Genomic DNA, 23047 nt, shown 5'->3' with positions numbered 1-23047 from the left:
CCCTTGTCCACCACTCAGTTCGAGACGGCCGGCGTCCGTTCCGGCCAGACTGTGTCCAGCTCGTTCCGGGCCAGGGTGTCGTTCAGGAAACTGCCATCCGTCCAGCTCTCGAGATCGGGAGTGCTGCGCACCAGCTTCTGCTCGAGCGCGAATTCCAGGGCGCTGTGATACCGCCGCTCGAACTCGCCATCGAGCCGCGGATTGTAGGCTTCGGCGAAATCCGTGTCGGCATTCGATCGCGCGATCAGCTCCACCGGCGTGCCGGCGCGGGCCCAGATCTCGAAGGCTTCGTCCCGGTTCGCCGGATCGGCAAGCCATTCGGCGGCATGGATATAGCCGTCGACCACCTTCTGCGTCGCATCCGGATAGGCCTCGACGAAGTCGCGGGAGACAAGGAAACCGCCGAAACCGCTCACCGCCGGATTGTCACGCGCGGAGCTGAAGATGACCTTCGCGATCCCCTTCTGCTCGAGCGGCAGCAGGAAATCCGCGCCGAAGACCGCATCGACGCTGCCGGCGGTGATCGCGGCGAGCTGGTCGGCGTTCTTCAGGTCGATCAGGGTGAAATCGCTTTCCTCCACGCCCGCATCCTTGAGCGCCTCGAGAGCGGCCCAGTGGATGATGGTCGCCTTTTGCAGCGCCACCCTCTTGCCCTTCAGGTCGGAGAGCGTTTCGATCCCGGCGTCGGGACGTGCGACGGCGAAGATGTTGGTTCCCTGCGTCGACGCAAGGATGACCGTATCCAGCCCGCCCGCGGCGCCCACGATATTCGGCACCGCGCCATAAGAGGCAAAATCGATCTGATCGTTCGCAAAGGCTTCGTTGATGGCCGGGCCGGTTCCGGTGAAATAGGTCCAGCTTACCGTGGTTTCGGTGCCTTCGAATTCCTTTGCGATGAATCCCTTGGCATCGGCGATGGCCTGAAGCCCCACTCCGAACGGCGTACCGAAACCGAAGCCGACGTCCCCCAGCCGGATGGTCGAGGGGGCGTCCTCGGCCTGTCCCGCTGAGGCCAGGGCCAGGCCAGCGACAGCGGCCATGGTGAGCGTGAGACGGCGAAACATCGTGATCTCCTGTCAGGTTCCTTCGTAATCACGATAATTCCAATAGTGTTTTACGCAATTTGTAATGCCGCCCCGCAGCGAAATCGAAACCTCCCTTCTGCCGGGCGCGTTCGCAAGAGAAGGGCGATGGCGTGGGGAACTGCCGGCGGAGAACGGTATTCCGGCGGCCGCGCGCCAGATGGGGGACGGGAGAAGGAATCGGAACAGCGCCGGTGCCGGGGCCACTCTGCGTCCCAGCGTCCGCGCTGCGGCCCGCCGGCCGGCGTCCTCTCACCCGATGGAAAGAGTCTGGTCGGAAGGTGACCGGACCCGTGTCACGATCGCCAAAGCTCCCCTCCCGCGCCGGGTCACGGCGCCGGCGGGTCGCCGTCGAGGATCGTGCGCAATATGCCGGCGGAGATCTGCCTGACCTCGTCCTGGGACAGGGATGCGATCGGTTCGATCTGCATGGCCTCGCGCAGGATGGAGACGCCCAGCAGCAGGCTCATGCCGAAGGAGACGGCCACCTTTTTCTCCGCGCCGAACACGGCCGCCAGGGGCGGCAGGAAATGCTGTTCCACCGCCTCGCGCAGGATGTCCCGCGGTTCCGCGCTGGTGCAGGATTGCAGGATGAGGTCCAGCGCCCGCGCCTGGCTGCCATCGTCGGAACGGTCGGAAATCATGGAGACGCTCATCCGTTCGATCATCTCGCCGGGCGTGCAGGGCAAGGCAAAGAGCGCCTCGATCCGCAGCAGCTCGTCCAGCGCGGCGCGGAAAAGCTCGGCCTTCGATCCGAAGGAGCGGTGCACATAGGCGACGTCGACATCGGCGAGCGTGGCGACCTCCCGCAGGCTGACCTCGGCATAGAGCGCCCGCGAAAAGCAGGTGATCGCCGCCGTCAGGACGCGGTCCCGACCCGGAGGCCGGCTGGAAGTGTCTCTGTGCTGCTGCGTCATCTCAAGGTCACGTTCCTCTGCGTGTCATCACATGTTGACATCCGCCGGAGCTGATGTGCAATGCTGCCTGCGGTTGTCCCGTGGGGAAAGCCGCCTCTGCTTCTATCCGGGATGGTGTCCATGAAAAAGCCGAAGACGAAATATATTCTCCTGGGCGGGCTGGTGCTCGTGGTGGCCATCGCCGCCACGGTGGCCTGGGACAGGATGAATGCCTCGACGCTGCCCGAGGGCATCGCCGCCGCCAACGGGCGGATCGAGGCGACGGAGATCGACATCTCGGCGCTGACCGGCGGGCGCATCGCGGAGATTTCCGCGGCCGAGGGCGACTTCGTGACGGCCGGCGACACGCTCGTCCAGATGGATATCGTCCAGCTCAACGCCCAGAAGCGGGAGGCCGAGGCGCAGCTCCGCCGCGCCGAGATCGGGGTGAAGACGGCCGAGGCGCTCGTGACGCAGGCGGAGGCGCAGGAACGCGCCGCGGCCGCCGCGGTGGACCAGGCCGAAGCCGCCGCCGACGCGGCCGCCCAGAAGCTCGCGCGGTCGGAGCGGCTGGTGACCTCGAATACGGTCTCGCAGCAGGTTCTGGACGACGACCGGGCGCGGGACCGGCAGATGAAGGCGGGGCTCGCCTCCGCGGAAGCCTCCCGCGCGGCCGCCGTCGCCGGGGTGAGTTCGGCGCAGGCGCAGGTCGTCGATGCCGAAGCCGCGGTCGATGCGGCCAGGGCCGCGATCGACTCGATCACCGCCTCGATCAACGATGCGACGCTGATCGCGCCGCGCGACGGGCGGATCCAGTACCGCGTCGCGCAGGAGGGGGAGATCGTCGCCTCCGGCGGGCGCATCCTCAGCCTCGTCGATCTGGGAGATGTCTACATGACCGTCTTCCTCCCGACCTCTCAGGCCGGCCGGGTCCAGCTCGGTTCCGAGGTGCGGCTGCTGATGGATGCCGTGCCGCAATATGCGATCCCGGCGACCGTGTCCTATGTGGCGGATGTGGCCCAGTTCACCCCCAAGACAGTGGAAACCGCCGACGAGCGGGAAAAGCTGATGTTCCGCGTCCGCGCGCGGATCGATCCCGATCTGCTCACGCGCTACCTCGAATACGTCAAGACCGGCCTGCCCGGCATGGCCTATATCCGGCTCGACCCGGAGGCCGAATGGCCGGCCTTCCTCTCTGACGTCGCGCAATGACGGGGGGTGGCAGCGCGCCCGTCGCGTCGGTGGCGCATCTGACCCTGCGATACGGGAAGGTTACGGCGCTGGACGACGTGACGCTCGAGATCCCCTCGGGCCGGATGGTCGGGCTGATCGGCCCGGACGGGGTCGGCAAGTCGAGCCTGCTGTCGCTGATCGCGGGCGCGCGGAAGCTTCAGGACGGGGAGGTGCAGGTGCTCGGCGGCGACATGCGCGAGGCCGCGCATCGCCGCAAGGTCTGCCCGCGGATCGCCTACATGCCGCAGGGGCTTGGAAAGAACCTCTATCCGACCCTCTCGGTCGAGGAGAACCTCGACTTCTTCGGCTCCCTCTTCGGGCATGACGAGGCCGAGCGCGACCGGCGCATCACCGACCTGCTGGCGGCGACGGGGATGTCGCCGTTCCGCGACCGGCCGGCGGCAAAACTCTCCGGCGGCATGAAGCAGAAGCTCGGCCTGTGCTGCGCGCTGATCCATGATCCGGATTTCCTGGTCCTCGACGAGCCCACGACCGGGGTGGACCCGCTGTCGCGGCGCCAGTTCTGGGATCTGATCGACCGCATCCGGCGGGAACGTCCGGGCATGAGCGTGATCACCGCCACCGCCTATATGGAGGAGGCCGCGCGTTTCGACTGGCTGGTGGCGATGAACGCGGGCCGGATTCTGGCCACCGGCACGGCACAGGACCTGCGCGACCGCACCGACAGCGAGACCCTCGATGAGGCCTTCATCGCGCTGCTGCCCGAGGAAGACCGGGGCGATCATGTCGCCCTGCATATTCCACCGCGGACCGTCGGCGATGAGGACGACACCGCCATCGAAGCCGAAGGGCTGACGAAGTGTTTCGACGATTTCGTGGCCGTCGACAACGTCAGCTTCCGTATCCCGAAAGGCGAGATATTCGGTTTCCTCGGTTCGAACGGCTGCGGCAAGACCACGACGATGAAGATGCTGACCGGGCTGCTCGAACCGACGGAAGGAAAGGCGAAACTCTTCGGCCATGAGGTCGATGCGCGTGACATGGCCGTGCGCCGCCGCGTGGGCTTCATGTCTCAGGCCTTCTCCCTGTATTCGACTCTGACCGTGCGGCAGAATCTCGAACTCCATGCCCGGCTTTTCGAAGTGCCCGCAGAAACGCTCCCGGACCGGGTGCGCGAGATGATCACACGCTTCGATCTGGCCGAGGTCGAGGACAGCCTGCCCACCGTGCTGCCGCTGGGTGTCCGGCAGCGGCTGTCCCTCGCGGTTGCGATGATCCACGACCCGGAGATCCTGATCCTCGACGAGCCGACCTCGGGCGTCGATCCGGTCGCGCGGGACGATTTCTGGCGCATTCTGGCGGAGCTGTCGCGCCAGGACGGGGTCACGATCTTCGTATCGACCCATTTCATGAACGAGGCGGAATGGTGCGATCGCATCAGTCTGATGCACGCAGGCAAGGTCCTGGTCAGCGATTCCGCCGCCGACATCATCGCCTCCAAGGGCGTCGAGACGCTGGAAGACGCCTTCATCGCCTATCTGGAAGAGGCGATCGGCAGGGATGGCCGCCCTGCGGGCGAGCCCTTGCCGGCGGAACCACACGCAGGCGACGCGCTGACCGCGCCCGTCGATGCGGGATCGGGCGGCGGTTTCAGCCTGCGACGGCTGTTCAGCTATTCGAAACTCGAAAGCCTGCAATTGCAACGCGACCCGATCCGGCTGACCCTTGCAACCGTCGGCAGCCTGATCCTGATGATCGTCATCGGTTTCGGCATCAACATGGACGTGGAGGATCTGTCCTTTGCCGTGCTGGACCGCGACCAGACCACGACAAGCCGCGATTTCATCCAGGATATCGCGGGCTCGCGCTACTTCATCGAAAAGCCGCCGCTGACAAGCTATGCGGACATGGACGCGCGGATGCGGGCGAACGATCTCGGCCTCGCCATCGAGATCCCGCCGAACTTCGCCGCCGATGTCGCACGCGGCCGCGACGTCGAGATCGGGGCCTGGATCGACGGCGCCGATCCGAACCGGGCCAACACGGTGCTGGGCTATGTGCAGGGGCTCCATGCCGACTGGCTCACGCGCAAGTCCCGCGAGATCTACGGCGATGCGGCGCTTGCGGGAAATTACGAACTCGTCACCCGCTACCGCTACAACCCCGACGTGCTCAGCATCGTGGCCATGGTCCCCGCGGTGATCCCGATCCTTCTGCTGATGATCCCCGCGATTCTGACCACGCTGTCGGTCGCACGGGAAAAGGAAATGGGGTCGATCATCAATTTCTATGTCACCCCGGTGACCCGGATGGAATTCCTTCTGGGCAAGCAATTGCCCTATATCGTCCTTGCGATGCTGAACTTCCTGCTGATGATGGGGATGGCCGTCTTCTTCTTCCGCGTGCCGCTCACCGGCAGTTTCCCCGGCTTTACCCTTGCAGCACTGGTCTATGTCACCGCGACCACGGCCCTGGGATTCCTCGTGTCGGTCTTCATCTCCAGCCAGGTGGCCGCGCTCTTTGCCACGGCGCTTCTGACGATGATCCCGGCGGTACAGTATTCGGGCCTGCTCAATCCCGTCTCTTCCCTCAACGGACCCGAACGCCTGCTGGGGCAAATCTATCCGACCACCTGGTTCGTCACCGCCGCGCGCGGCGCTTTCTCGAAGGCCTTCGATTTCGCCGCGCTCATGCAGCCGATGGTCGCTATGGGACTGTCGATACCGGTGATCATCGGCCTTGCTGCGATCTTCCTGAAAAAGCAGGAGAAGTAGGGGCATGAAGCTCAAGCACGTCTGGAACCTCGGCATCAAGGAATTGCGCGGTCTCTGGCGAGACCCGATCATGATGGTGCTGATCGTCTATTCCTTCAGCCTCTCGATCTATACCAATACCCGTGCGGCCCCCGACACGCTGTCGAAGGCCGCCATCGCGATCGTCGACGAAGACCAGTCGCATCTCTCCTCGCGCATCACCTCGGCCTTCTACCTGCCCTATTTCGTGCCGCCCCAGATGATCACCACGGCGGAGATGGACACGCGCATGGATGCCGGAATGGACACGTTCGCACTCAATATCCCGCCGGAATTCGAACGCGACGTGCTGGCCGGAAAGGTGCCGCAGATCCAGCTCAACATCGACGCCACGCGCATGACCCAGGCCTTCACCGGTGGCGGCTATGTCCAGCAGATCGTCGGCAACGAAGTGTCGGAATACGTGTCGGGCTACCGCGCCGAGGCGGCGTTGCCCGTCGGACTGGCACTCCGCGCGCGCTACAACCCGTCGCTCGATCCGGTCTGGTTCGGCGGGATCACCAACGTGATCCAGTCGATCACGATGCTGTCGCTGATCCTGACCGGCGCGGCGCTGATCCGCGAAAAGGAGCACGGAACCGTCGAGCACCTTCTCGCCATGCCGGTCACGGCGACCGAAATCATGCTGTCGAAAATCTGGTCGATGGGCGGCGTGGTGCTGCTGGGCTCGGCCTTCGCGCTGATCGTCGTGGTCCAGGGCATGCTCTCGGTCCCGATCGCAGGCTCGATTCCGCTGTTTCTCGTCGGCGCCATCCTGATGCTCTTCGCGATGACGGCCCTGGGGATCTTCATGGCCACCATTGCCGGAACGATGCCGCAATTCGCGCTGCTGATGATGCTGGTCCTGATGCCGTTGCAGATCCTCTCCGGCTCGCTCACCCCACGCGAATCCATGCCGGAGATCATCCAGAACATCATGCTGGTCGCGCCCAACACCCATTTCATCATCCTGTCGCAGGGGATCCTCTTCCGCGGCGCCGGGATCGGGACCGTCTGGCCCCAGTTTCTCGCCCTCGCCGTGATCGGCGCGGTGCTGTTCTGGCTCGCATTGCAGCGGTTCCGAAATTTCCTGAGGTAGAGATCCATGGGAGTCAGCCGCTTCCTGCTGATGGCGACGCTCGCGCTGTCCGCCTGCACCGCCCGTCCCGCGCCCGAGGTCCTGGCGCCGCAGGGCGTGGCCGCGCCCGCCGCCGCTGACGTCGTGAGGATCCATGTCGTGACCACGCGGGAACGGATGCCGGACCGGCCCTATGCCTTCGGGGCGGACCGCGCGCCGGAGCCCTCCTATGCCGCCTTCGACATCTCCATCCCGCCGCAGCACCAGCCGGGCGTGATCGAATGGCCGGCCGAAGGCCGGGTGCCGGACCCCGCGACGGCCTTCGTCACCCTGCGGCGGACCGATCTCGACCGTGCGGCGCTGTTGCGAGCGGCTTCGAACACGGCGGCGGGCGTCTATGTCCACGGGTTCAACACCAGCTTTCAGGAAGCGCTCTATCGCACCGCGCAGATGTCCGCCGATGTGGAGATCGAGGGCGTTCCGATCCTGTTTTCCTGGCCTTCGGAAGCGCATGTCGCCGCCTATCTCACCGATCGCGACGCCGCGGACTATTCCCGCGACGCGCTGGCCGACCTGCTCGCCCAGCTCGCCGCACCGCGCCGGCCCGACGACCCGCTGCTCGTCCTCGCGCACAGCATGGGCGCGCGCCTGACCATGGAAGCGATGCGCCAGCTGAGACTGACGGGACAGGATGCGGTCCTGAACCGGCTGGAAGTCGTCCTGGCCGCCCCCGACATAGATCTCGACCTGTTCCGCGAACAGATGACCGTGATCGGAAGCACGCGCCATCCGGTCTCCGTGCTCGTTTCCTCCGACGACCGCACGCTGGAGGTCTCCTCGCGCCTGTCCTCGCGCAGAACCCGGCTCGGTCTCGTGGATGTGCATGATCCGCGGGTCCAGGAAGCGGCGCGGGCGATGGGCGTGCGCGTCATCGACATCACCTCGCTTCCGAGCAGCGACATCCCGCACCGGCGGTATCTCGGCCTGATCTCCAGCGGCGAGATCGCGCAGGTGGAAACGGCCTTGGGCGGCATTCGCGAGGCCGGCGCCTTCGTGTTCGACTCCATCGGCCTGACGCTCCGGCGGATCGAAACGGTCCTGACCGAGTAGCGGCCGGCGGTCGCTACTGGGCAGAAAAGTCAACATATGTTGATTTTTGATCCCCTTTCATGCTAGATCGCATCCGGACACGCCCGGACAGCCCGGACAGGAGGCGACATGCGCAGCACCCCAGCCCTTCCGCACATCGACCGGGTCACCGGACCGGAGGACACGGCACCGGCGGCGCGGAGCCGCCCGGCACCTGCCGCGGCCCAGGACGGCGAACCGCTCGGCATCGAGGCGTTCCGCGCCTTCGACCGCGTGCGCGAGGCCTTCGCCGGCCAGATGACGAACGGCATCTCCCCCGGATCGGCCGCCATGGCCTCCTTCGACTGGGCCTTCCACCTCGCCTCCGCCCCCGGAAAACGCATGGAACTGCAGTGGAAGGCCGTTCGGAAATGGCAGCGGCTGCTGGCCTATCTATGGTCCTCCGCGCTCGATGCCGACGCGCCGCCGGTCATCGAGCCCCTGCCCGGAGACCGCCGGTTCTCCGGCGAGGCGTGGTCGCGCGCGCCCTTCGCGCAAATGGCGCAGGCCTTCCTGTTGCAGCAGCAATGGCTGCACAACGTCACCCATGAGGTGCCCGGCGTGACCCGGCATCACGAGGAGGTCGTGTCCTTCGCCGCGAAACAGATGCTGGACGTGTTCTCCCCCTCCAACACGCCCTTCACCAATCCGGAGGTGATCGCCCGGACGCTCTCCACCGGCGGGCTGAATTTCCTGAACGGCTGGAAGAATTTCCTGGAGGATCAGGGGCGCCGCGCGACGGACCGCCCGGAGGTAGGGACAGAAGCCTTCGTTCCGGGCGAGACCGTCGCCTGCACGCCCGGCCGGGTCGTGTTCCGCAACCACCTGATCGAACTGATCCAGTACGAGCCCTCCACCGAAACGGTGCATCCCGAACCGGTGCTGATCGTGCCCGCCTGGATCATGAAATATTACATCCTGGACCTTTCGCCGGAGAATTCGCTGATCCGCTGGCTCGTGGCACAGGGCTACACGGTCTTTGCGATCTCCTGGCGCAATCCCGACGCCTCGGACCGCGATCTGGAGATGGAGGACTATCGCCGCATGGGCATCATGGAGGCGCTCGATGCGGTCAATGCCATCGTCCCGGACCGGAAGGTGCACGCGACGGGCTACTGCCTCGGCGGGACGCTGCTGTCGATCGCGGCGGCGGCCATGGCGGGACAGAACGACGACCGGCTCGCCTCTCTGACCTTGCTGGCCGCGCAGGTCGATTTCACCGAACCCGGAGAGCTCGCTCTTTTCATCGACCCGAGCCAGCTCCATTTCCTCGAAAGCATGATGTGGAACCGCGGCTATCTCTCCGACGACCAGATGTCGGGAGCCTTCCAATTGCTGCGCTCCAACGATCTCGTCTGGTCGCGGATGGTGCGCGACTACATGATGGGCGAACGCGGGCAGATGACCGACCTGATGGCCTGGAACGCGGACAGCACGCGGATGCCCTACCGGATGCACGCCCAGTATCTGCGCAAGCTCTACCTGGAAAACGAGCTGTCCTCCGGCCGCTACGCCGTCGACGGGCGCCCGGCCCTGCTCCAGAACATCCGCGTGCCGATCTTCACGGTCGGTACGGAGCGCGACCATGTCGCGCCCTGGACATCGGTCTACAAGATCAACCAGTTCACCGATTGCGAGGTGACCTTCGCCCTGACCTCCGGCGGGCACAATGCGGGCATCGTCAGCCCTCCGGGCCACCCCCGCCGCCACCACCGCATCGCCACCCGCGGACATGACGCCCCGCTCCTCTCCGCCGCCGACTGGAAGACTGCGAACGAGCCGGTCGAGGGGTCGTGGTGGGAGCCCTGGCAGGCCTGGCTGGCGGCGCGCTCCGGCCCCCCGGCCCCGCCGCCGCCGATGGGAACGCCTGCCCTGGCGGCCGCGCCCGGAACCTATGTCTTCCAGAAGTGACCGCCCTGCCCGGACCCACGATGCCGCTGCGCACCGGGCAATGTCCTGTCCTCCGGCGTCGGCAAAGGCGCCGTGAGGTCGCCGGAGGTTGCATCGCACACCGTCCCGGTGGGACCGTCACCGGCTAGCCGCGTTTCGAGAGCCCCCGGCGCACTTCCGGTATGACGCGGGTTCCGAGGATCTCGATCGCCTCGAGCTGCTGGCGGTGGTCGATGATCCCCAGCCCCATCTCGATGAGGATACGGTCGAACCGCAGCACCTCATGGGCCGCGAGGATCTTTTCGGCCACTTCGCTCGGCCCGCCGACGAAATAGCCGCCGCGCGGACCGGACAGGGCCCTGAACTGCTCTCGGCTCTGCGTCGGCATGCCGCGGTCGCGCCCGAGATGCGCGAACCAGGCGGAATGCGCCGGATAGTAGATGTCGAGGGCCTTCTCCATGCTGTCATGGACGAAGCCGTGGACGTTCAGCGAGGTCTTGAGGCGGGCGCTATCGTGCCCCGCGCCGTGGCCCGTCTGGTGATAGAGCTGGAGCAACGGCGCGATCCGCGCCCATTCGCCGCCGAGGATCAGCGCGAAGGCCGCAGGAAGGCCGAGGCTCGCCGCACGCGCCGCCGACTGCGGCGTGCCGCCCACCGCCATCCAGACCGGAAGCCGCTCCTGAAACGGCCTCGGATAGACCCCCAGCCCGTCGAGGGGGCGCGTGTGGGGGCTGCCCGGCCAGCGCGGAGGGTCCTGCCTGTTGATCTCCAGCAGCATGTGCAGTTTTTCGACGAAGAGGTCATCGTAATCGCCCAGATCGTAGCCGAAGAGCGGGAAGGACTCGACGAAGGCCCCCCGCCCGGCGATGATCTCGGCGCGCCCCGCGCTCAGCCCGTCGAGCGTCGCGAACTGCTGGAAGACCCGCACCGGATCGTCGGAGCTCAGAACGGACACGGCGCTGGTCAGGCGGATGCGCTTCGTCTGCGCCGCCGCGCCGGCAAGAGCGACCGCCACGGCCGAGACCGCGTAATCGGCCCGGTGATGTTCTCCCAGCCCGTAGACGTCGATCCCGACCTGGTCGGCCAGCACGATTTCCTCGACCGCATTGCGCAGGCGTTGATCGGCGGTGACGGAATAGCCCGTGTGCGGGTTGGTGCCGACATCGCCGAAGGTGAAGAGTCCGATTTCCATGGGGCCTCGCATGATTGGCCTGAACACCCGGACGCGGAAAGGCCGTCCGTGTATCGCAGGCATCTTCCGGATGGCTGCCGCAGGTGGGTTGCGGCGTTAGCCATCCCTGGTTCAGTTCACCGTGATGACCAGCTTGCCGGTGACATCCCCCTGGGCGGCGAGCGTGTGCGCCTCGGCGAGCTGCGCCAGCGGGAAGATCTTGCCCACGCGCTGCTTCAAGGCCCCTTCGGAATAGAGCCGGACGGCCTCTTCCAGCGCCTTGCCGGCATTTTCCTGCCGCTGGGGCGAGAAGTGCGCCCCATGTTCCGGCGCGCTGAAATCGACGATGGAGAGCACCCGCGACGCATCGCCGGTAATCCCGATCAGTTCGGGAATGACCCCGGCGCCGGCGAGATCGAGGGCCGCGTCAATGCCCTGGGGCGCGAGCGCCTTCACACGGTCGGCAAGTCCGGGTTCGTATGTCGTCGGACTGGCGCCGAGCTCGCGCAGATAGTCCTGCTTCGCCGGGCTTTCCGTGCCGATTACGATGATCCCGCGCGCCCGCGCGATCTGGACCACGGCGGAGCCCACGCCGCCGCCCGCGCCGCAGACCAGAATGGTTTCTCCCGATGCCGCGCCCACCCCGTCGAGGCTGCGCATCGCCGTTTCGATCACAAGGGAAAATCCGCCGGCCACCTCGAAGGGCATGTCGTCGGGCTTCTTCGCCCAATCCGTCAGCACCGCGTATTCCGCCATCGTGCCCATGCCGAAGCCGAGAACGGCGTCCCCGACGGCAACACCCGTCACGCCCTCACCGACCTCGTCCACGACCCCGGCGGCCTCGAACCCGATCCCGGCGGGAAACTCGAGCGGCATGAACTCTTTCATATATCCGGCCCGGATTTTCCAGTCGATCTGGTTGACCCCGGCCGCCTTGACCGCGATCCGCACCTGGCCCGCGCCGGCATGCGGTTCCTCGATCTCGACGAGTTTCAGAACTTCCGGCTCTCCGTATTCACTGAACTGGACGGCTTTCATTTCTGTCTCCTTTTCGTGTTCCGGGATGGTGTTCACGCGGGTCACTCGACCGCGCCGCCGCCGATGACGGCCGCCGTACCGCCGTCGACCGGCAGGGCCACGCCGGTGACGAAGGAGGACGCGTCCGAGCAGAGCCACACGGCCGCCTCAGCGATCTCCTCCGGCCGGCCCATGCGCCCGATCGGCTCGGCGGCATCCATCAACTCCTGCATCTTCGGGTCGCCGCCGATCCAGGCCTGCATCATCGGCGTGTCCACCACGCCGGGGCAGATCGCATTCACGCGGATGCCCTTGGCGGCGTAATCCGTGCCGGCCACCTTCGTCAGCCCGACCACGGCGTGTTTCGAGGCCACATAGGCCGGCTGCAACGGCGACGCGCCGAGCCCGGAGCCGGAGGCGGTGTTGACGATCGCCCCGCCGCCATGCGCGATCATATGGGCGATCTCGTATTTCATGCAGAGGAAGGTCCCGAGCGCATTGATGTCGGAAACGCGCCGGAACATCTCGATCGGTTTCGTGGAGCAGGCCGGGCTTTCCGGGGGTGCCCGCGTTGTTGTGGGCGTAGTGCAGCCCGCCGAAGCTTTCGACGGCGGCCTCGACCGCGGCCCTGACCTCCTCGGCGGAGGAGACGTCGCAATGCCGGTACCGGGCGACACCGCCCTCGGCCTCGATCAGCCGGACGGTCTCGGCGCCCTGTTCGTCGTTGACATCGGTGACCAGCACGCTGGCGCCGCGCCGCGCGAAAGCCTGCGCGGAGGCCCGGCCGATACCACTCCCGGCTCCGGTGACCAGAGCCACCTTTCCGTCGAATTCCGCCATCTCCGGCCTCCTGCGTCCTGAAAGCGTCCCCCCGGAGCACCGGGTCCGACCATTGATCTACCGAAACCGCCCCTGTATAAAAACCCGAACAGTTTTGAAAACCGTATTCAGGAAATCTGAAATGAAGCTGGCGCCCGCCCTGAGCCTGGACCAGATGCAGGTCCTCCTGACCGTCGAGGAGACCGGAAGCTTCGCCGCCGCCGGAAGGAAGCTCGGCCGCGCCACCTCTGCGATCAGCTATGCCATCGACACGCTGGAGAGCCAGCTCGGCCTCGATCTCTTCGACCGCGAAACACGCCGCAGGCCGGTGCTGTCGCAGGCCGGAGAAGCGGTGGTGACCGAGGCCCGCGCGGTCGTGCAGGGCGCGGACATGCTGCGGGCACGGGTCAAGGCGCTGGTCGAGGGGCTCGAGGCGGAAGTCACCCTGGCCGTGGATCAGATCGTGCCGCTGGACCGCCTTGCCCGGACGCTGCGGGCATTCCACCGGGAGTTCCCCGCCGTGCCCCTTCGCATCCGGAGCGAGGCTCTGGGCGGTGTCGAGCGTCTCCTGCGCAGCGGAGAGAGCCAGCTCGGCCTCGGGGGCGCGCTTCACATGAACACCGAGGGGCTCGCCGCGACGCAGATTGATGCCGTCCGGATCATTCCGGTCGCCGGCGCGGATCACCCGATGGCGCGCGCAGGCTCCAATGCCTCCGCGCGCGATCATCTCCAGATCGTCATGGCCGACTCGGTCGAAGCCGGCCAGCGGTCCTGCGTCGTCATCTCGAGCTCGACATGGCGGGTCAGCGACCTGACATCGGCGCGTGCCCTGCTGCTTGCGGGCGTCGGCTGGAGCATCCTGCCGGAGCCGATGGTGCGGGACGATATCGAGGCGGGGCGCCTGTGCCGTCTCGACATGTCGGATTTCCGGGAGGGGCAATATCCGCTCCAGATCGTGCACAAGCTCGATACCCCGCCCGGACCGGCGGGGAGCTGGCTGATCGCCCGGCTGACCGAGGAGTTCGGCACGGAACCGGCGCGATCGACGGAATGACGCCCGGCGCCGCGATCCGGGCCGCGACCCGGAAGGCGAGCTGACGGCAACGGGATCCGACCCGACGCGCGCCGGCCGCGTTCGGAAGCACGTCTCGGCGCCTTCCGTTCTCAGCACCTGATGTCGGGGGCATGCCGCAGGTGCCACGACGATCCGCCGCACGGGCGTTCGACATCGGGCGGGCTCTGTCCCGGTGCCGCCGCGGACCCAACCCGCCTGCCCGTCCGAAACACCCGCGGAGGGCCGCGTTGCCTGTCGCGCCACGGCGTCTCCGCCTCATCCGGCGGGCCAGGTGTCCAGGACGTCGGGGTTGCAGACGATCTCCGGCGGCCTGCCCGCCACCAGATCGAGCACCGCCGCGATCGCCGCCGGGGCGAGCGACGCGATGGACTCGCGCGTGTGGCCGATGCCGTGCGGCGTCAGGATGGCCGAGGGCAGATCGCGCAGCGGGCTGTCCTCCGCAAGCGGTTCCGTCGCAAAGACATCGAGGGCCGCCCGGACCTCGGGACGCCGTCGCAACATCGCCGCGAGGGCCGCTTCATCGACGATGCCGCCGCGCGAGGTGACCACCAGAACGGCGTCCTGCTTCATCCGGTCGAGCTCCGCCTGCCCGAGCAGGCCGCGCGTCTCCGCATTGAGCGAGGCGAGGACCAGAACGATATCGCTGCGCGAAAGCAGCGCCTCCAGGTCCACATGCTCCGCACCGGCCGGCAGCGGCACTTTCAGCCGTGGCGTGGACACCAGCAGCGAAACCTCCCAGGGCGCGATCCGCGCCGCCACCGCCTGCCCGATCCGTCCGTAGCCGATCACGCCGACGGTCCGCCCCTTGAGCATGCGCGATCGCATGCCGCCGGGCCTGCGCCAGCCTGCCGCGAGCTGGTCCCGCGCGTCGTCGAGATCGTAAAGCGCCGCGAGCATCAGCAGGACCGTCGCCTCGGCCATACTCTCGACATTCTGCCATGTGCTTCCGTTGGCAACGAGAACCCCCCGCCGGGTCGCAGCCCCGACATCGAACCCCTCGATGCCGATGAACGGCGAGACGAGCCCGCGCAGGCGGGGCAGCGCATCGAGGACGCGCGCATCCACGACAAGCGCGCCGGGCGTGACCAGCACGGCACAGCGCGAGGCGGCCTCCGGTTCGGCGATCAGCGCGTCCAGCGTCTCGAACTCCGTGACCTCGCAGCCCGCCCCGGCAAGACCCTCGGCAATGGGATCGAAAAAGGACCGCGCCGCCGGGGAGCGCACGATTGCGACGGTGTTGTGTTCGGTCATCTGCCCGCTCCACGTCTGATTCGTGTTATGGCCTCCGGGGTATTCTAGGATCACGGCTCGGGTTTTTAAGCAGTTGTTTCTGCCGGCCGGGTTGCGGCGGCTGATGCGGCGCATCGGCAGACCGGCGCGCCAGAGCCATGAGGCCCGCGAACAGGGGCGAGCGGCGAGACAGGTCCGTCCGGCCCCACACCGGGTGATGATGTGAACGATGCTTACGCCCTAGCGCAGCTTCAACCCGCCTCGCCCGCCGTGCGCCTTGCCAGATCGCTGCACCGCGGCTCTCGATGGCGGAGCGAGTCCTCTCGATCAGCGCGCCGGTCGCAACGCCGCGGGCAAGATAGTCAGCGAACGGAACGCCCGAGTGTCACGGCGAGTGCGAGATCTGCCATTTTCCCGAACGGGGCCCGTAACAGGCCGGACAGAGTCCACCGCCCCTGGATGAAAACGCCCTTCGCATGGCTCATCGAGCGAAACCCTTCGACACCGTGATAGGCGCCCATTCCGCTCGGGCCGATGCCTCCGAAGGGCAGGTCATCAATGGCGACATGCATGAGCGTGTTGTTGATGCCGACGTTCCCGGATGTCGTGCGCGTCAACAGGGTCGCGCAGTCACCGTCACGCTCGCCGAAATAGTAGAGCGCGAGCGGCCGAGGGCGCGTTGATGAAGGCGATCGCCTCATCACCTTGCGCCCCACCTGCGTGCTGCCCGTGAAGAGGAGATGGTCGAACGCCAACGCGCTGAATGCCGCGCCGATTTCCGGTCCACCGACGACCACCGCGACCTCCTCCGGTCCGAACACGTCGGCAAGCATCCGGCGGATCACCTCGCCGGTTCGCGGCGTCAGTTCCGAAGGCTTGATCATGGCGCGGTTGCCCGCAGCCAATGCCGTGACCAAGGGCACCATGACGAGGGAAAAGGGATAGTTCCACGGCGCCATGATGCCGATCACGCCCTTGGGCTGATATTCGATATGGGCGTGCCCCGCCCGATAGGGCAGCGCAACGTGCCTGCGTTCAGGCGTCATGAAGCGGCGGAGCTTCCTTCTGTGGTAGTCGATCGCCTGGATCACCGGCACGACTTCCATGATCTCGGTCTCATAGCGCGAGCGGTTGCCGAAGTCCGCGCTGATCGCGTCCGCCAGTTCAAGCCGGTGCGCCAGCACCGCAGAGCGCAATCGCCGGAGTTTTTCCTTGCGCTGGCGTGCATCAGGCGGACCCTCGGACAGAAACGATTTCCGCTGCCGCTCGAGGATCGCCGCAAGTTCGGAACGATCTCTGGATTGCTGCCCGACAGGCCCATCGTCCGCGATGCACCGGCCGGCGGGACGCATTTCCGCTTCCCGCGACCGCGGGTCCGATGGCGCGACGTGATCTGCGGCCCCGTTCATTTGCGGATGAACTTCAGCAAATCTGCGTTCACGGCATCGGCATTGACCGTCAGCATTCCATGAGAAAAGCCGGGATAGAGGATCAGCTCGCTGTTCTGCAACAGCTTGTCCTGCATGATCGCCGCCGCCTTGTAGGGCACGACCTGATCGTCATCGCCCTGCATGACCAGCACCGGGACGGTGATCGCCTTCAGGTCGTCGCTCTGGTCGGTTTCGGAAAAGGCCTTGATGCCGTCGTAATGCGCCTTGGCGCTGCCCATCATGCCCTGACGCCACCAATTCCTGATCACGCCCTCGGACGGTTCGGCGCCGTCGCGGTTGTAGCCATAGAAGGGGCCGGAGGGCACATCGAGGAAGAATTGCGAACGATTGGCGGCAAGCGCGGCACGGAATTCATCGAACACCTCGATCGGGGTGCCGTCCGGGTTGTCGTCGGACCTGACCATCAGCGGAGGAACGGAACTGACCAGCACCGCCTTTGCGACGCGGCCCTGCGGCTGCCCGTATTGCGCGACATAGCGCGCCACCTGGCCGCGCCCGTCGAATGCCCGATGTGAATGGAATTCTTCAGATCGAGATGCTCGACCACGGCCGAGGCATCGGCGGCGTAGTGATCCACATGTCGTGGCCCTCGCTCACCTGCGCCGAACGGCCATGCCCGCGCCGGTCATGGGCGATGACCCGGAAGCCCTCGTTCAGGAAAAACAGCATCTGGTTGTCCCAGTCGTCGGCGCTGAGCGGCCAGCCGTGGTGGAAATGCAGGGGCTGCGCGTCCTTCGGCCCCCAGTCCTTGTAGAAAATCTCGACACCGTCTTCGGTGGTTACGAAAGGCATGATCGTTACTCCCTGATGTTGACGGCCCCGCCGCCGTTGCGATGTTGAAGCTAGGCGAAGCCGCCCAGCGGGATCGGCATGTTGAGGACGATCTGCGCGTCCCTGACGATATCGAGACGGAGAACCATTCCGGCGCCAAGGCCGTTCAGCAGTTCGCTTATCGGTCCGCCCTGCCGGGATAAAGCGATCCCGCGCGGGAACAGTTCCTGCCCGTAGGCCAGGAGGTTCGATTGCACCGCGGTCTGGTGCCAGCGGCCATCGACCCGGTGGATCATGGTGTTGGTGCTCATGTGCGATTGCGACGGCACCTCGTGGATGTTCGGCATCGGCGCCGACAGCGTCAGGTCCGGCGTGCCATCGGTGGAGAAGATCGTCGCGCGTGCCTCGTCGCCGATGTCCACCTCCATGCCGGTCAGCCATTTCGGAAGCTGATAGCCCTCGACGCCGCGCACGCGGGCGATCTCGGTGGACACCGGCAGCGCGAGGACATGCGCGTTAAAGCTCCGCCTGCGGATCGACGACATCAGTTCGCGCGCGTGCGATCCCCGCGCGCCGGGCCTGCGGACGACGACCGCGATCGACACCTCGTCATAAGGATCGTTGTCGCACACCGCGTAGGAAAAGAAGGTGAGCGCCACCAGCCCTTTGCCCGGCACGGCCCGCAACGGCTCCAGCGGGGTCGGCAAGGCCGACCGCAGCCGGTCGACGGGCGCGAGCATCAGCACTTGGACGCTGCTGCTGCGGTAATAGAAGTTGGGCGCCCAGACGGGACCGACACGCGAGGCGACCTTCTGCTTCGGGATGCGGCGGAAGAAGTCGATGTTCCCTGCCGCCGGGTCGCGGGCAACCTCGTCCAGATCAGGGTTGGAGCGATAGCGGTCGTAATAGCCGCCCGCCGGGACCAGGACCTTGTGGCCCGCGAATTCGACCTCGACGGTCGCATCGTGGCTGGTGCTCTGCATGGCCTCACACCCCTGCCGCCACGGCACGCTTCGACATCCACTCCCGATATGCTCGGGTGGCGCGCCTGAGGTGCCGCTGCGAGACGATCAGCGCCCAGACCGGAGAGACGTTGGGCGACGTGCGGCGGCGGCGGCCAAGGCGTTCAAGCTGATACCGGACCGCGGCCATATGCGCCGCCGACGCGACCGGCTTGTTCTTCCAGGTAATCGGCTTCAGCGCGGGTGCGTCATCTGCACCGGCACGCCACTTGTTCGGCAGGTTGGGCTCGATCGCCAGTGCAGTTGCGATGCCCGCCATGGCGACACCGCTTTCCACGACCTCTTCGGCCACGGAACGGCGGCGGATACCTCCCGTGACCATCAGCGGCATGGGCGCGACTTCGGCAATCTCGCGGGCAAACTCGAGGAAGTAGGCCTCGCGCGCGAGGGTACGCTCGTCACGCGCGGCACCCATCATCGCCGGCGCCTCGTAGCTGCCGCCCGACAGTTCGACCAGATCGACGCCGAGAGGGGCGAGCATTTCAACGACCGCCCGTGCGTCTTCCGGCGAAAAGCCGCCGCGTTGGAAGTCCGCCGAGTTGAGCTTGACCGCCACCGCAAAATCCGCGCCGACCGCAGCGCGGACGCCGCGCACGATCTCGACCAGCAGCCGCGCCCGGTTTTCGAGGCTTCCGCCCCAGCGGTCGGTGCGCCGGTTCGACAGCGGCGAGAGGAACTGGCTGAGCAGATAGCCGTGCGCGGCATGGACCTCGACCCCGTGGAATCCGGCACGCTCCGCCAGAACCGCCGTGGTGACGAAGCGCTGCGCGACCTCGTCGATCTCGGCTTCGGTCATCTCGCGCGGCATCGGAAACTGCCTCGACTGGGCGCCGAGATCGAGCGCGATGGCGGAAGGCGCCAGCGTCTCCTGCCCCATGCCGGCCGGCATCTGCCGCCCCGGATGGTTGATCTGCATCCAGACCTTGCCGCCGCCCGAACGCGCGATCCCGGCCCAGGCGCGGAACCGGTCGAGCAGCCGGTCGTCTTCCAGCACCACGCCGGCAGCGCCGGTCATGGCGCGCGCATCGACCATCACGTTGCCGGTGATGATGAGGCCGGTGCCGCCCTGCGCCCAGGCACGATAGAGTTCCAGCAGCTCAGCCGAGGGACCGTGATCGGCGTCGGCCATGTTCTCTTCCATCGCGGCCTTGCCAATGCGGTTGGGAATCGTCTGGCCGTTGGGCAGGCTGAGCGTCATGAATAGCGACATTGATATCTCCGAAAACCTTCGATTTGACCAACCATAACTTTTAAGCTAAGTTTAAGGTCAAGCGAAAATGGAGGTGCCGGGAGATGAAAATCGGCGAACTGGCAAAGCGCAGCGGGCAGACGCCGTCTCGCATCCGCTTCTACGAGCGGATCGGCTTGCTCAAGCTGGTGGACCGCCGCCCCAACGGCTACCGGAGCTATCCGCCGGAGGCGCTTGTGGTCCTCAACCTGATCGACACGGCTCAAAACGCGGGCTTCAGCCTGGACGAAATCCGGCGGATGGTGCCGTCCGACCTCGACGAATGGACGCACGACGGTCTGCTGGACGCGCTGCGTGCGAAGGTGGCCGAGATCACAGCGCTCGAGGCCAGGCTGAAACAGAGCAAAGTGCAGATCAGGCGCCTCATCGACGAGATCGAGGCCAAGCCCGACGACATGGACTGCAAGGACAACGCCCGCAGGATCATGGCGAACATGCTGATTGGAACGACCGGCTGATCGGCCCGCTCAGAGCAGGGCGGCAACCCGTTTCGCCGTCGCCCTGGCCGAGCCTGGATTTTGACCTGTCACCAGCCGGCCATCCACGACGACGTGCGACACGAAGGGCAGCAGGGCCTTGTCGTAGAGCGCGCCGCGTTGCGCCATTTCGGCCTGCGCGTTGTAAGGCATCCATCCGGCGACCCCCGCCAGCACTTCCTCATTCCATGAAAACCCCGTCACCTTCCTGCCGACCACCAGGAGGCTGCCGTCCGACAACCGCGTGTTCAGCAGACCGCAATAGCCATGGCAGACCGACGAGACGATCCCGCCCCGCTCCCAGATGGCGCGCGTGATGCGTTGCAGGCCTTCGCTGTCCGGAAAGTCCCACATCACGGCATGGCCGCCCGTCAGGTAGATCGCATCGAAATTCACCGGGTCGATCTCGTCGGGGCTGGCGGTCGATTGCAGCAGCGCCATGCGCGCCGGATCGGCCCTCCATGCCCTGGCGGAGGCATCGAGCAAAGGCCATTTGAGGGCCCGCGGCTCCAACGGCGAGACGCCGCCCTTCGGACTCATGATCGTCTGTTCGTGGCCCATGTCTGCGAAAACGTCATAGGCGTGGGTCAGTTCGGACAGCCACAGCCCGGTCGGCTTGTTGGAACCCGCGTAATGCGAGACGTTGCTGACGACGTGAAGGATGCGCTTGGCCACGAACGAGCTCCTGATGTGAGTGCCCTGACCGTAACATTGAACGTAACCTTAAGGTCAAGCACATGCTGCTTTGGCCCTGTGGGCGTGACACACACCCCTCATCCAGTTCACGCCGGATGCCTCCCATGCGGCAATCGGCGGTCTTAAACGGACCAAATTTAGGGAGATTTGGCGCACCCAAGAGGATTCGAACCTCTGGCCTCTGCCTTCGGAGGGCAGCGCTCTATCCAGCTGAGCTATGGGTGCGCGTGCGCCCGTCTATAGGCGATGCGAAAGGGCGGCGCAATCAGTTTTCCTGCCGCGCCGCACCCTTCTTCGCGGATCACGCAAAGAATTCGTGACAGAGCTCGAGCGCCTCCACGAGGCGGTCCACCTCTTCCTCCGTGTTGTACATCGCAAAGGACGCGCGGCAGGTGGCGGTGACCCCGAGATGCTCCATCAGCGGCATGGCGCAATGGGTGCCCGCGCGCACGGCGACGCCCTTCTTGTCGAGCACGGTCGAGAGGTCATGCGCATGCGCCCCCTCCATGGTGAAGGAGAAGATCGCCCCCTTCCCAGGTGCCGTGCCCTGGAGGTTGAGCCAGTTCAGACCCGCGAAGCGTTCGGAGGCATAGGCCGCGAGCCGTGCCTCATGCGCGGCGATCGCCTCCATGCCGATGCCCATGAGATAGTCGAGCGCGACGCCCATGCCGATGGTCTGCACGATGCCCGGCGTCCCGGCCTCGAATTTCAGCGGCGGCCTGGCGTAGCTGACCGCCTCCTTCGAGACCACGTCGATCATGTCGCCGCCGCCGAGGAAGGGGCGCATCTCCGCCTGCCGCTCGGCCCGGATATAGATCGCGCCGGAGCCCGAGGGTCCGTAGAGCTTGTGCCCGGTGATCGGATAGAAGTCGCAGCCGATGTCCTGCACATCCACCGGCCCGTGCACCGCGCCCTGCGAGCCATCCACGAGGGTCGCGACGCCACGCGCGCGGGCGGCATGGCAGATCGCCTTCACATCGACCCGCGTGCCGGTGACGTTGGACAGCTGGGTGATCGCGACGAGCTTGGTCTTCGGCCCGATCGCGTCGATCACCGCCTGCGGATCGAGGCTGCCGTCGGGCGCGCAATCGACCCATTTCAGCACCACGCCCTGCCGTTCGCGCAGGAAATGCCAGGGCACGATATTGGCGTGGTGTTCGAGCACCGAGAGCACGATCTCGTCGCCGGGCCCGAGCCGCTCGGCGGCCCAGCCGTAGGAGACGAGGTTGATGCCCTCGGTCGTACCGGAGGTAAAGACGATCTCGTCCTCATGGCCCGCGTTCAGGAAGCGGCGCACGGTCTCCCGCACGGCTTCGTATTTCTCCGTCGCGAGGTTGGAGAGATAGTGCAGCCCCCTGTGGACATTGGCATATTCATGGGAATAGGCGTTGGTGATCGCGTCGATCACCACCTGCGGCTTCTGCGCCGATGCCCCGTTGTCGAGATAGGTGAGCGGCTGGCCGTTCACCTCCCGCGAGAGGATCGGAAAATCGGCGCGGATCCTGGCGACGTCAAACATTCTGCGTCTCCTTCCTGACTGCGATCTCGGAGAGCATGGCTCCCCAGAAGACGATGAGCGCGGCGAGCGCGAGGAGCCCGACGAGCGCGGTCGCCGGCCCCTGCCCCACGAACCCCGCCGTCAGCCCCCAGAGGAGCCAGAGCGGCGCGGCGCAGAGAAGGCCCCAGAACAGCGCCATGCGCGTCTGGAACCCGGTGGCCGTCCGGCCGGCGAGGCGCAGGACGAGTGCCACGAGAGACGCGAGCACGTAGAACACCAGCGGCATGATGAAGAGCCAGCCCAGCAGCGTCGCGCCGAGAAGCATCTGCACCTCCTGCCCCGTCTCGAAGGAGATCCGCGACAGCCGCGGCCATTGCGCGACGAAGATCAGCCCGCAGGCGAGCATCAGGGTCACGAGCGCCGTGCCCTCCTTCTCCCCCGCTCCGAGGCGATGGCGCAGCACCGCGCGCGGCGCGCGGTAGCTGCGAACGATATCGGAGACGACGCCCACG

Annotated in this window: 20 protein-coding genes, 1 tRNA gene and 1 pseudogene; 7 read left to right on the top strand and 15 right to left on the bottom strand. The window is 66.4% G+C overall.

From position 1 onward, the window contains the following. Nucleotides 1–14 precede the first annotated feature (14 nt). The gene (locus P73_RS11990; RefSeq protein WP_052453224.1) at nucleotides 15–1064 is read right to left on the bottom strand and encodes an ABC transporter substrate-binding protein; all 1050 of its coding nucleotides are present in this window, start codon (nucleotides 1062–1064) and stop codon (nucleotides 15–17) included. A 347-nt stretch (nucleotides 1065–1411) separates the two neighbouring features. Then, the gene (locus P73_RS11985) at nucleotides 1412–1999 is read right to left on the bottom strand and encodes a TetR/AcrR family transcriptional regulator (RefSeq protein WP_043869735.1); all 588 of its coding nucleotides are present in this window, start codon (nucleotides 1997–1999) and stop codon (nucleotides 1412–1414) included. Between the two features lie 120 nt (nucleotides 2000–2119). Here P73_RS11985 and P73_RS11980 point away from each other — a divergent pair, with 120 nt between their 5' ends. The 5 genes from P73_RS11980 (at nucleotide 2120) to P73_RS11960 (ending at nucleotide 10081) form a co-directional block, all read left to right on the top strand. After that, nucleotides 2120–3190, top strand: coding sequence for an HlyD family secretion protein (locus P73_RS11980; RefSeq protein ID WP_043869734.1), 1071 nt, complete (start codon nucleotides 2120–2122; stop codon nucleotides 3188–3190). Continuing rightward, nucleotides 3187–5946, top strand: a complete 2760-nt coding sequence (rbbA, locus tag P73_RS11975) for a ribosome-associated ATPase/putative transporter RbbA (protein WP_043869733.1) — start codon at nucleotides 3187–3189, stop codon at nucleotides 5944–5946. The genes P73_RS11980 and rbbA overlap by 4 nt, the downstream gene beginning before the upstream one ends. 4 nt (nucleotides 5947–5950) lie before the next feature. Further along, entirely contained in the window at nucleotides 5951–7063 is a 1113-nt protein-coding gene (locus P73_RS11970; protein ID WP_043869732.1) for an ABC transporter permease, read from the top strand. Between the two features lie 6 nt (nucleotides 7064–7069). Then, a complete protein-coding gene (locus tag P73_RS11965) occupies nucleotides 7070–8152 on the top strand; it encodes an alpha/beta hydrolase (RefSeq protein ID WP_043869731.1) in 1083 nt (360 codons plus the stop codon). Between the two features lie 108 nt (nucleotides 8153–8260). Next, the gene (locus tag P73_RS11960; protein WP_052453223.1) at nucleotides 8261–10081 is read left to right on the top strand and encodes a PHA/PHB synthase family protein; all 1821 of its coding nucleotides are present in this window, start codon (nucleotides 8261–8263) and stop codon (nucleotides 10079–10081) included. A 124-nt stretch (nucleotides 10082–10205) separates the two neighbouring features. On the opposite strand, the gene P73_RS11955 is transcribed toward P73_RS11960, so the two are convergent. The 3 genes and pseudogenes from P73_RS11955 to P73_RS11945 all read right to left on the bottom strand — a co-directional run bounded on the left by P73_RS11955 (nucleotide 10206) and on the right by P73_RS11945 (nucleotide 13088). Beyond that, nucleotides 10206–11252, bottom strand: coding sequence for an LLM class flavin-dependent oxidoreductase (locus P73_RS11955; protein WP_043869730.1), 1047 nt, complete (start codon nucleotides 11250–11252; stop codon nucleotides 10206–10208). Between the two features lie 111 nt (nucleotides 11253–11363). Further along, a complete protein-coding gene (locus tag P73_RS11950) occupies nucleotides 11364–12269 on the bottom strand; it encodes an NADP-dependent oxidoreductase (protein WP_043869729.1) in 906 nt (301 codons plus the stop codon). Nucleotides 12270–12310: 41 nt separating this feature from the next. Further along, a pseudogene (locus P73_RS11945) lies at nucleotides 12311–13088 on the bottom strand (glucose 1-dehydrogenase). Between the two features lie 121 nt (nucleotides 13089–13209). On the opposite strand from P73_RS11945, the gene P73_RS11940 reads away from it, so the two are divergent. Then, nucleotides 13210–14121 (top strand): LysR family transcriptional regulator, encoded by a 912-nt coding sequence (locus P73_RS11940; RefSeq protein WP_043869728.1) that lies wholly within the window; start codon nucleotides 13210–13212, stop codon nucleotides 14119–14121. A gap of 276 nt (nucleotides 14122–14397) precedes the next feature. Here the strand turns inward: P73_RS11940 and P73_RS11935 are convergent, their stop codons facing one another. The 6 genes from P73_RS11935 to P73_RS11915 all read right to left on the bottom strand — a co-directional run bounded on the left by P73_RS11935 (nucleotide 14398) and on the right by P73_RS11915 (nucleotide 19826). Then, on the bottom strand, nucleotides 14398–15393 hold the full coding sequence (locus tag P73_RS11935; RefSeq protein WP_052453222.1) for an NAD(P)-dependent oxidoreductase: 996 nt from the start codon (nucleotides 15391–15393) through the stop codon (nucleotides 14398–14400). Nucleotides 15394–15734: 341 nt separating this feature from the next. After that, a complete protein-coding gene (locus P73_RS11930; RefSeq protein ID WP_052453221.1) occupies nucleotides 15735–16724 on the bottom strand; it encodes an aldehyde dehydrogenase family protein in 990 nt (329 codons plus the stop codon). A gap of 53 nt (nucleotides 16725–16777) precedes the next feature. Beyond that, complete coding sequence (locus P73_RS26825) at nucleotides 16778–17308, bottom strand: alpha/beta fold hydrolase (protein ID WP_052453220.1); 531 nt, start codon at nucleotides 17306–17308, stop codon at nucleotides 16778–16780. A gap of 40 nt (nucleotides 17309–17348) precedes the next feature. Then, on the bottom strand, nucleotides 17349–17615 hold the full coding sequence (locus P73_RS26820) for an alpha/beta fold hydrolase (RefSeq protein ID WP_052453219.1): 267 nt from the start codon (nucleotides 17613–17615) through the stop codon (nucleotides 17349–17351). A 50-nt stretch (nucleotides 17616–17665) separates the two neighbouring features. Further along, the gene (locus tag P73_RS11920) at nucleotides 17666–18577 is read right to left on the bottom strand and encodes an acetoacetate decarboxylase family protein (protein WP_043869727.1); all 912 of its coding nucleotides are present in this window, start codon (nucleotides 18575–18577) and stop codon (nucleotides 17666–17668) included. A 4-nt stretch (nucleotides 18578–18581) separates the two neighbouring features. Continuing rightward, on the bottom strand, nucleotides 18582–19826 hold the full coding sequence (locus tag P73_RS11915; protein ID WP_043869726.1) for an NADH:flavin oxidoreductase/NADH oxidase family protein: 1245 nt from the start codon (nucleotides 19824–19826) through the stop codon (nucleotides 18582–18584). An 83-nt stretch (nucleotides 19827–19909) separates the two neighbouring features. Between P73_RS11915 and P73_RS11910 the strand changes: the two genes are divergently transcribed. Beyond that, a complete protein-coding gene (locus P73_RS11910; RefSeq protein ID WP_043869725.1) occupies nucleotides 19910–20323 on the top strand; it encodes a MerR family transcriptional regulator in 414 nt (137 codons plus the stop codon). A gap of 9 nt (nucleotides 20324–20332) precedes the next feature. Here P73_RS11910 and P73_RS11905 read toward each other — a convergent pair whose 3' ends face one another. The 4 genes from P73_RS11905 to P73_RS11890 all read right to left on the bottom strand — a co-directional run bounded on the left by P73_RS11905 (nucleotide 20333) and on the right by P73_RS11890 (nucleotide 23046). Further along, the gene (locus P73_RS11905; protein WP_043869724.1) at nucleotides 20333–21016 is read right to left on the bottom strand and encodes a type 1 glutamine amidotransferase domain-containing protein; all 684 of its coding nucleotides are present in this window, start codon (nucleotides 21014–21016) and stop codon (nucleotides 20333–20335) included. Nucleotides 21017–21185: 169 nt separating this feature from the next. Then, nucleotides 21186–21262 (bottom strand) — tRNA-Arg (locus P73_RS11900). A gap of 76 nt (nucleotides 21263–21338) precedes the next feature. Beyond that, nucleotides 21339–22556 carry a cysteine desulfurase gene (locus tag P73_RS11895; RefSeq protein ID WP_043869723.1) on the bottom strand — a complete coding sequence of 406 codons (1218 nt, stop codon included), beginning with the start codon at nucleotides 22554–22556 and terminating at the stop codon, nucleotides 21339–21341. After that, the gene (locus P73_RS11890) at nucleotides 22549–23046 is read right to left on the bottom strand and encodes a hypothetical protein (protein WP_043869722.1); all 498 of its coding nucleotides are present in this window, start codon (nucleotides 23044–23046) and stop codon (nucleotides 22549–22551) included. Before P73_RS11890 ends, P73_RS11895 begins: the two co-directional genes overlap by 8 nt. Nucleotide 23047: the final 1 nt, after the last annotated feature.

Source organism: Celeribacter indicus (genome assembly GCF_000819565.1).
GTDB lineage: Bacteria > Pseudomonadota > Alphaproteobacteria > Rhodobacterales > Rhodobacteraceae > Celeribacter > Celeribacter indicus.
Note: the sequence above shows the minus strand (reverse complement) of the source record. Positions and strands in the feature narration are given on the sequence as shown.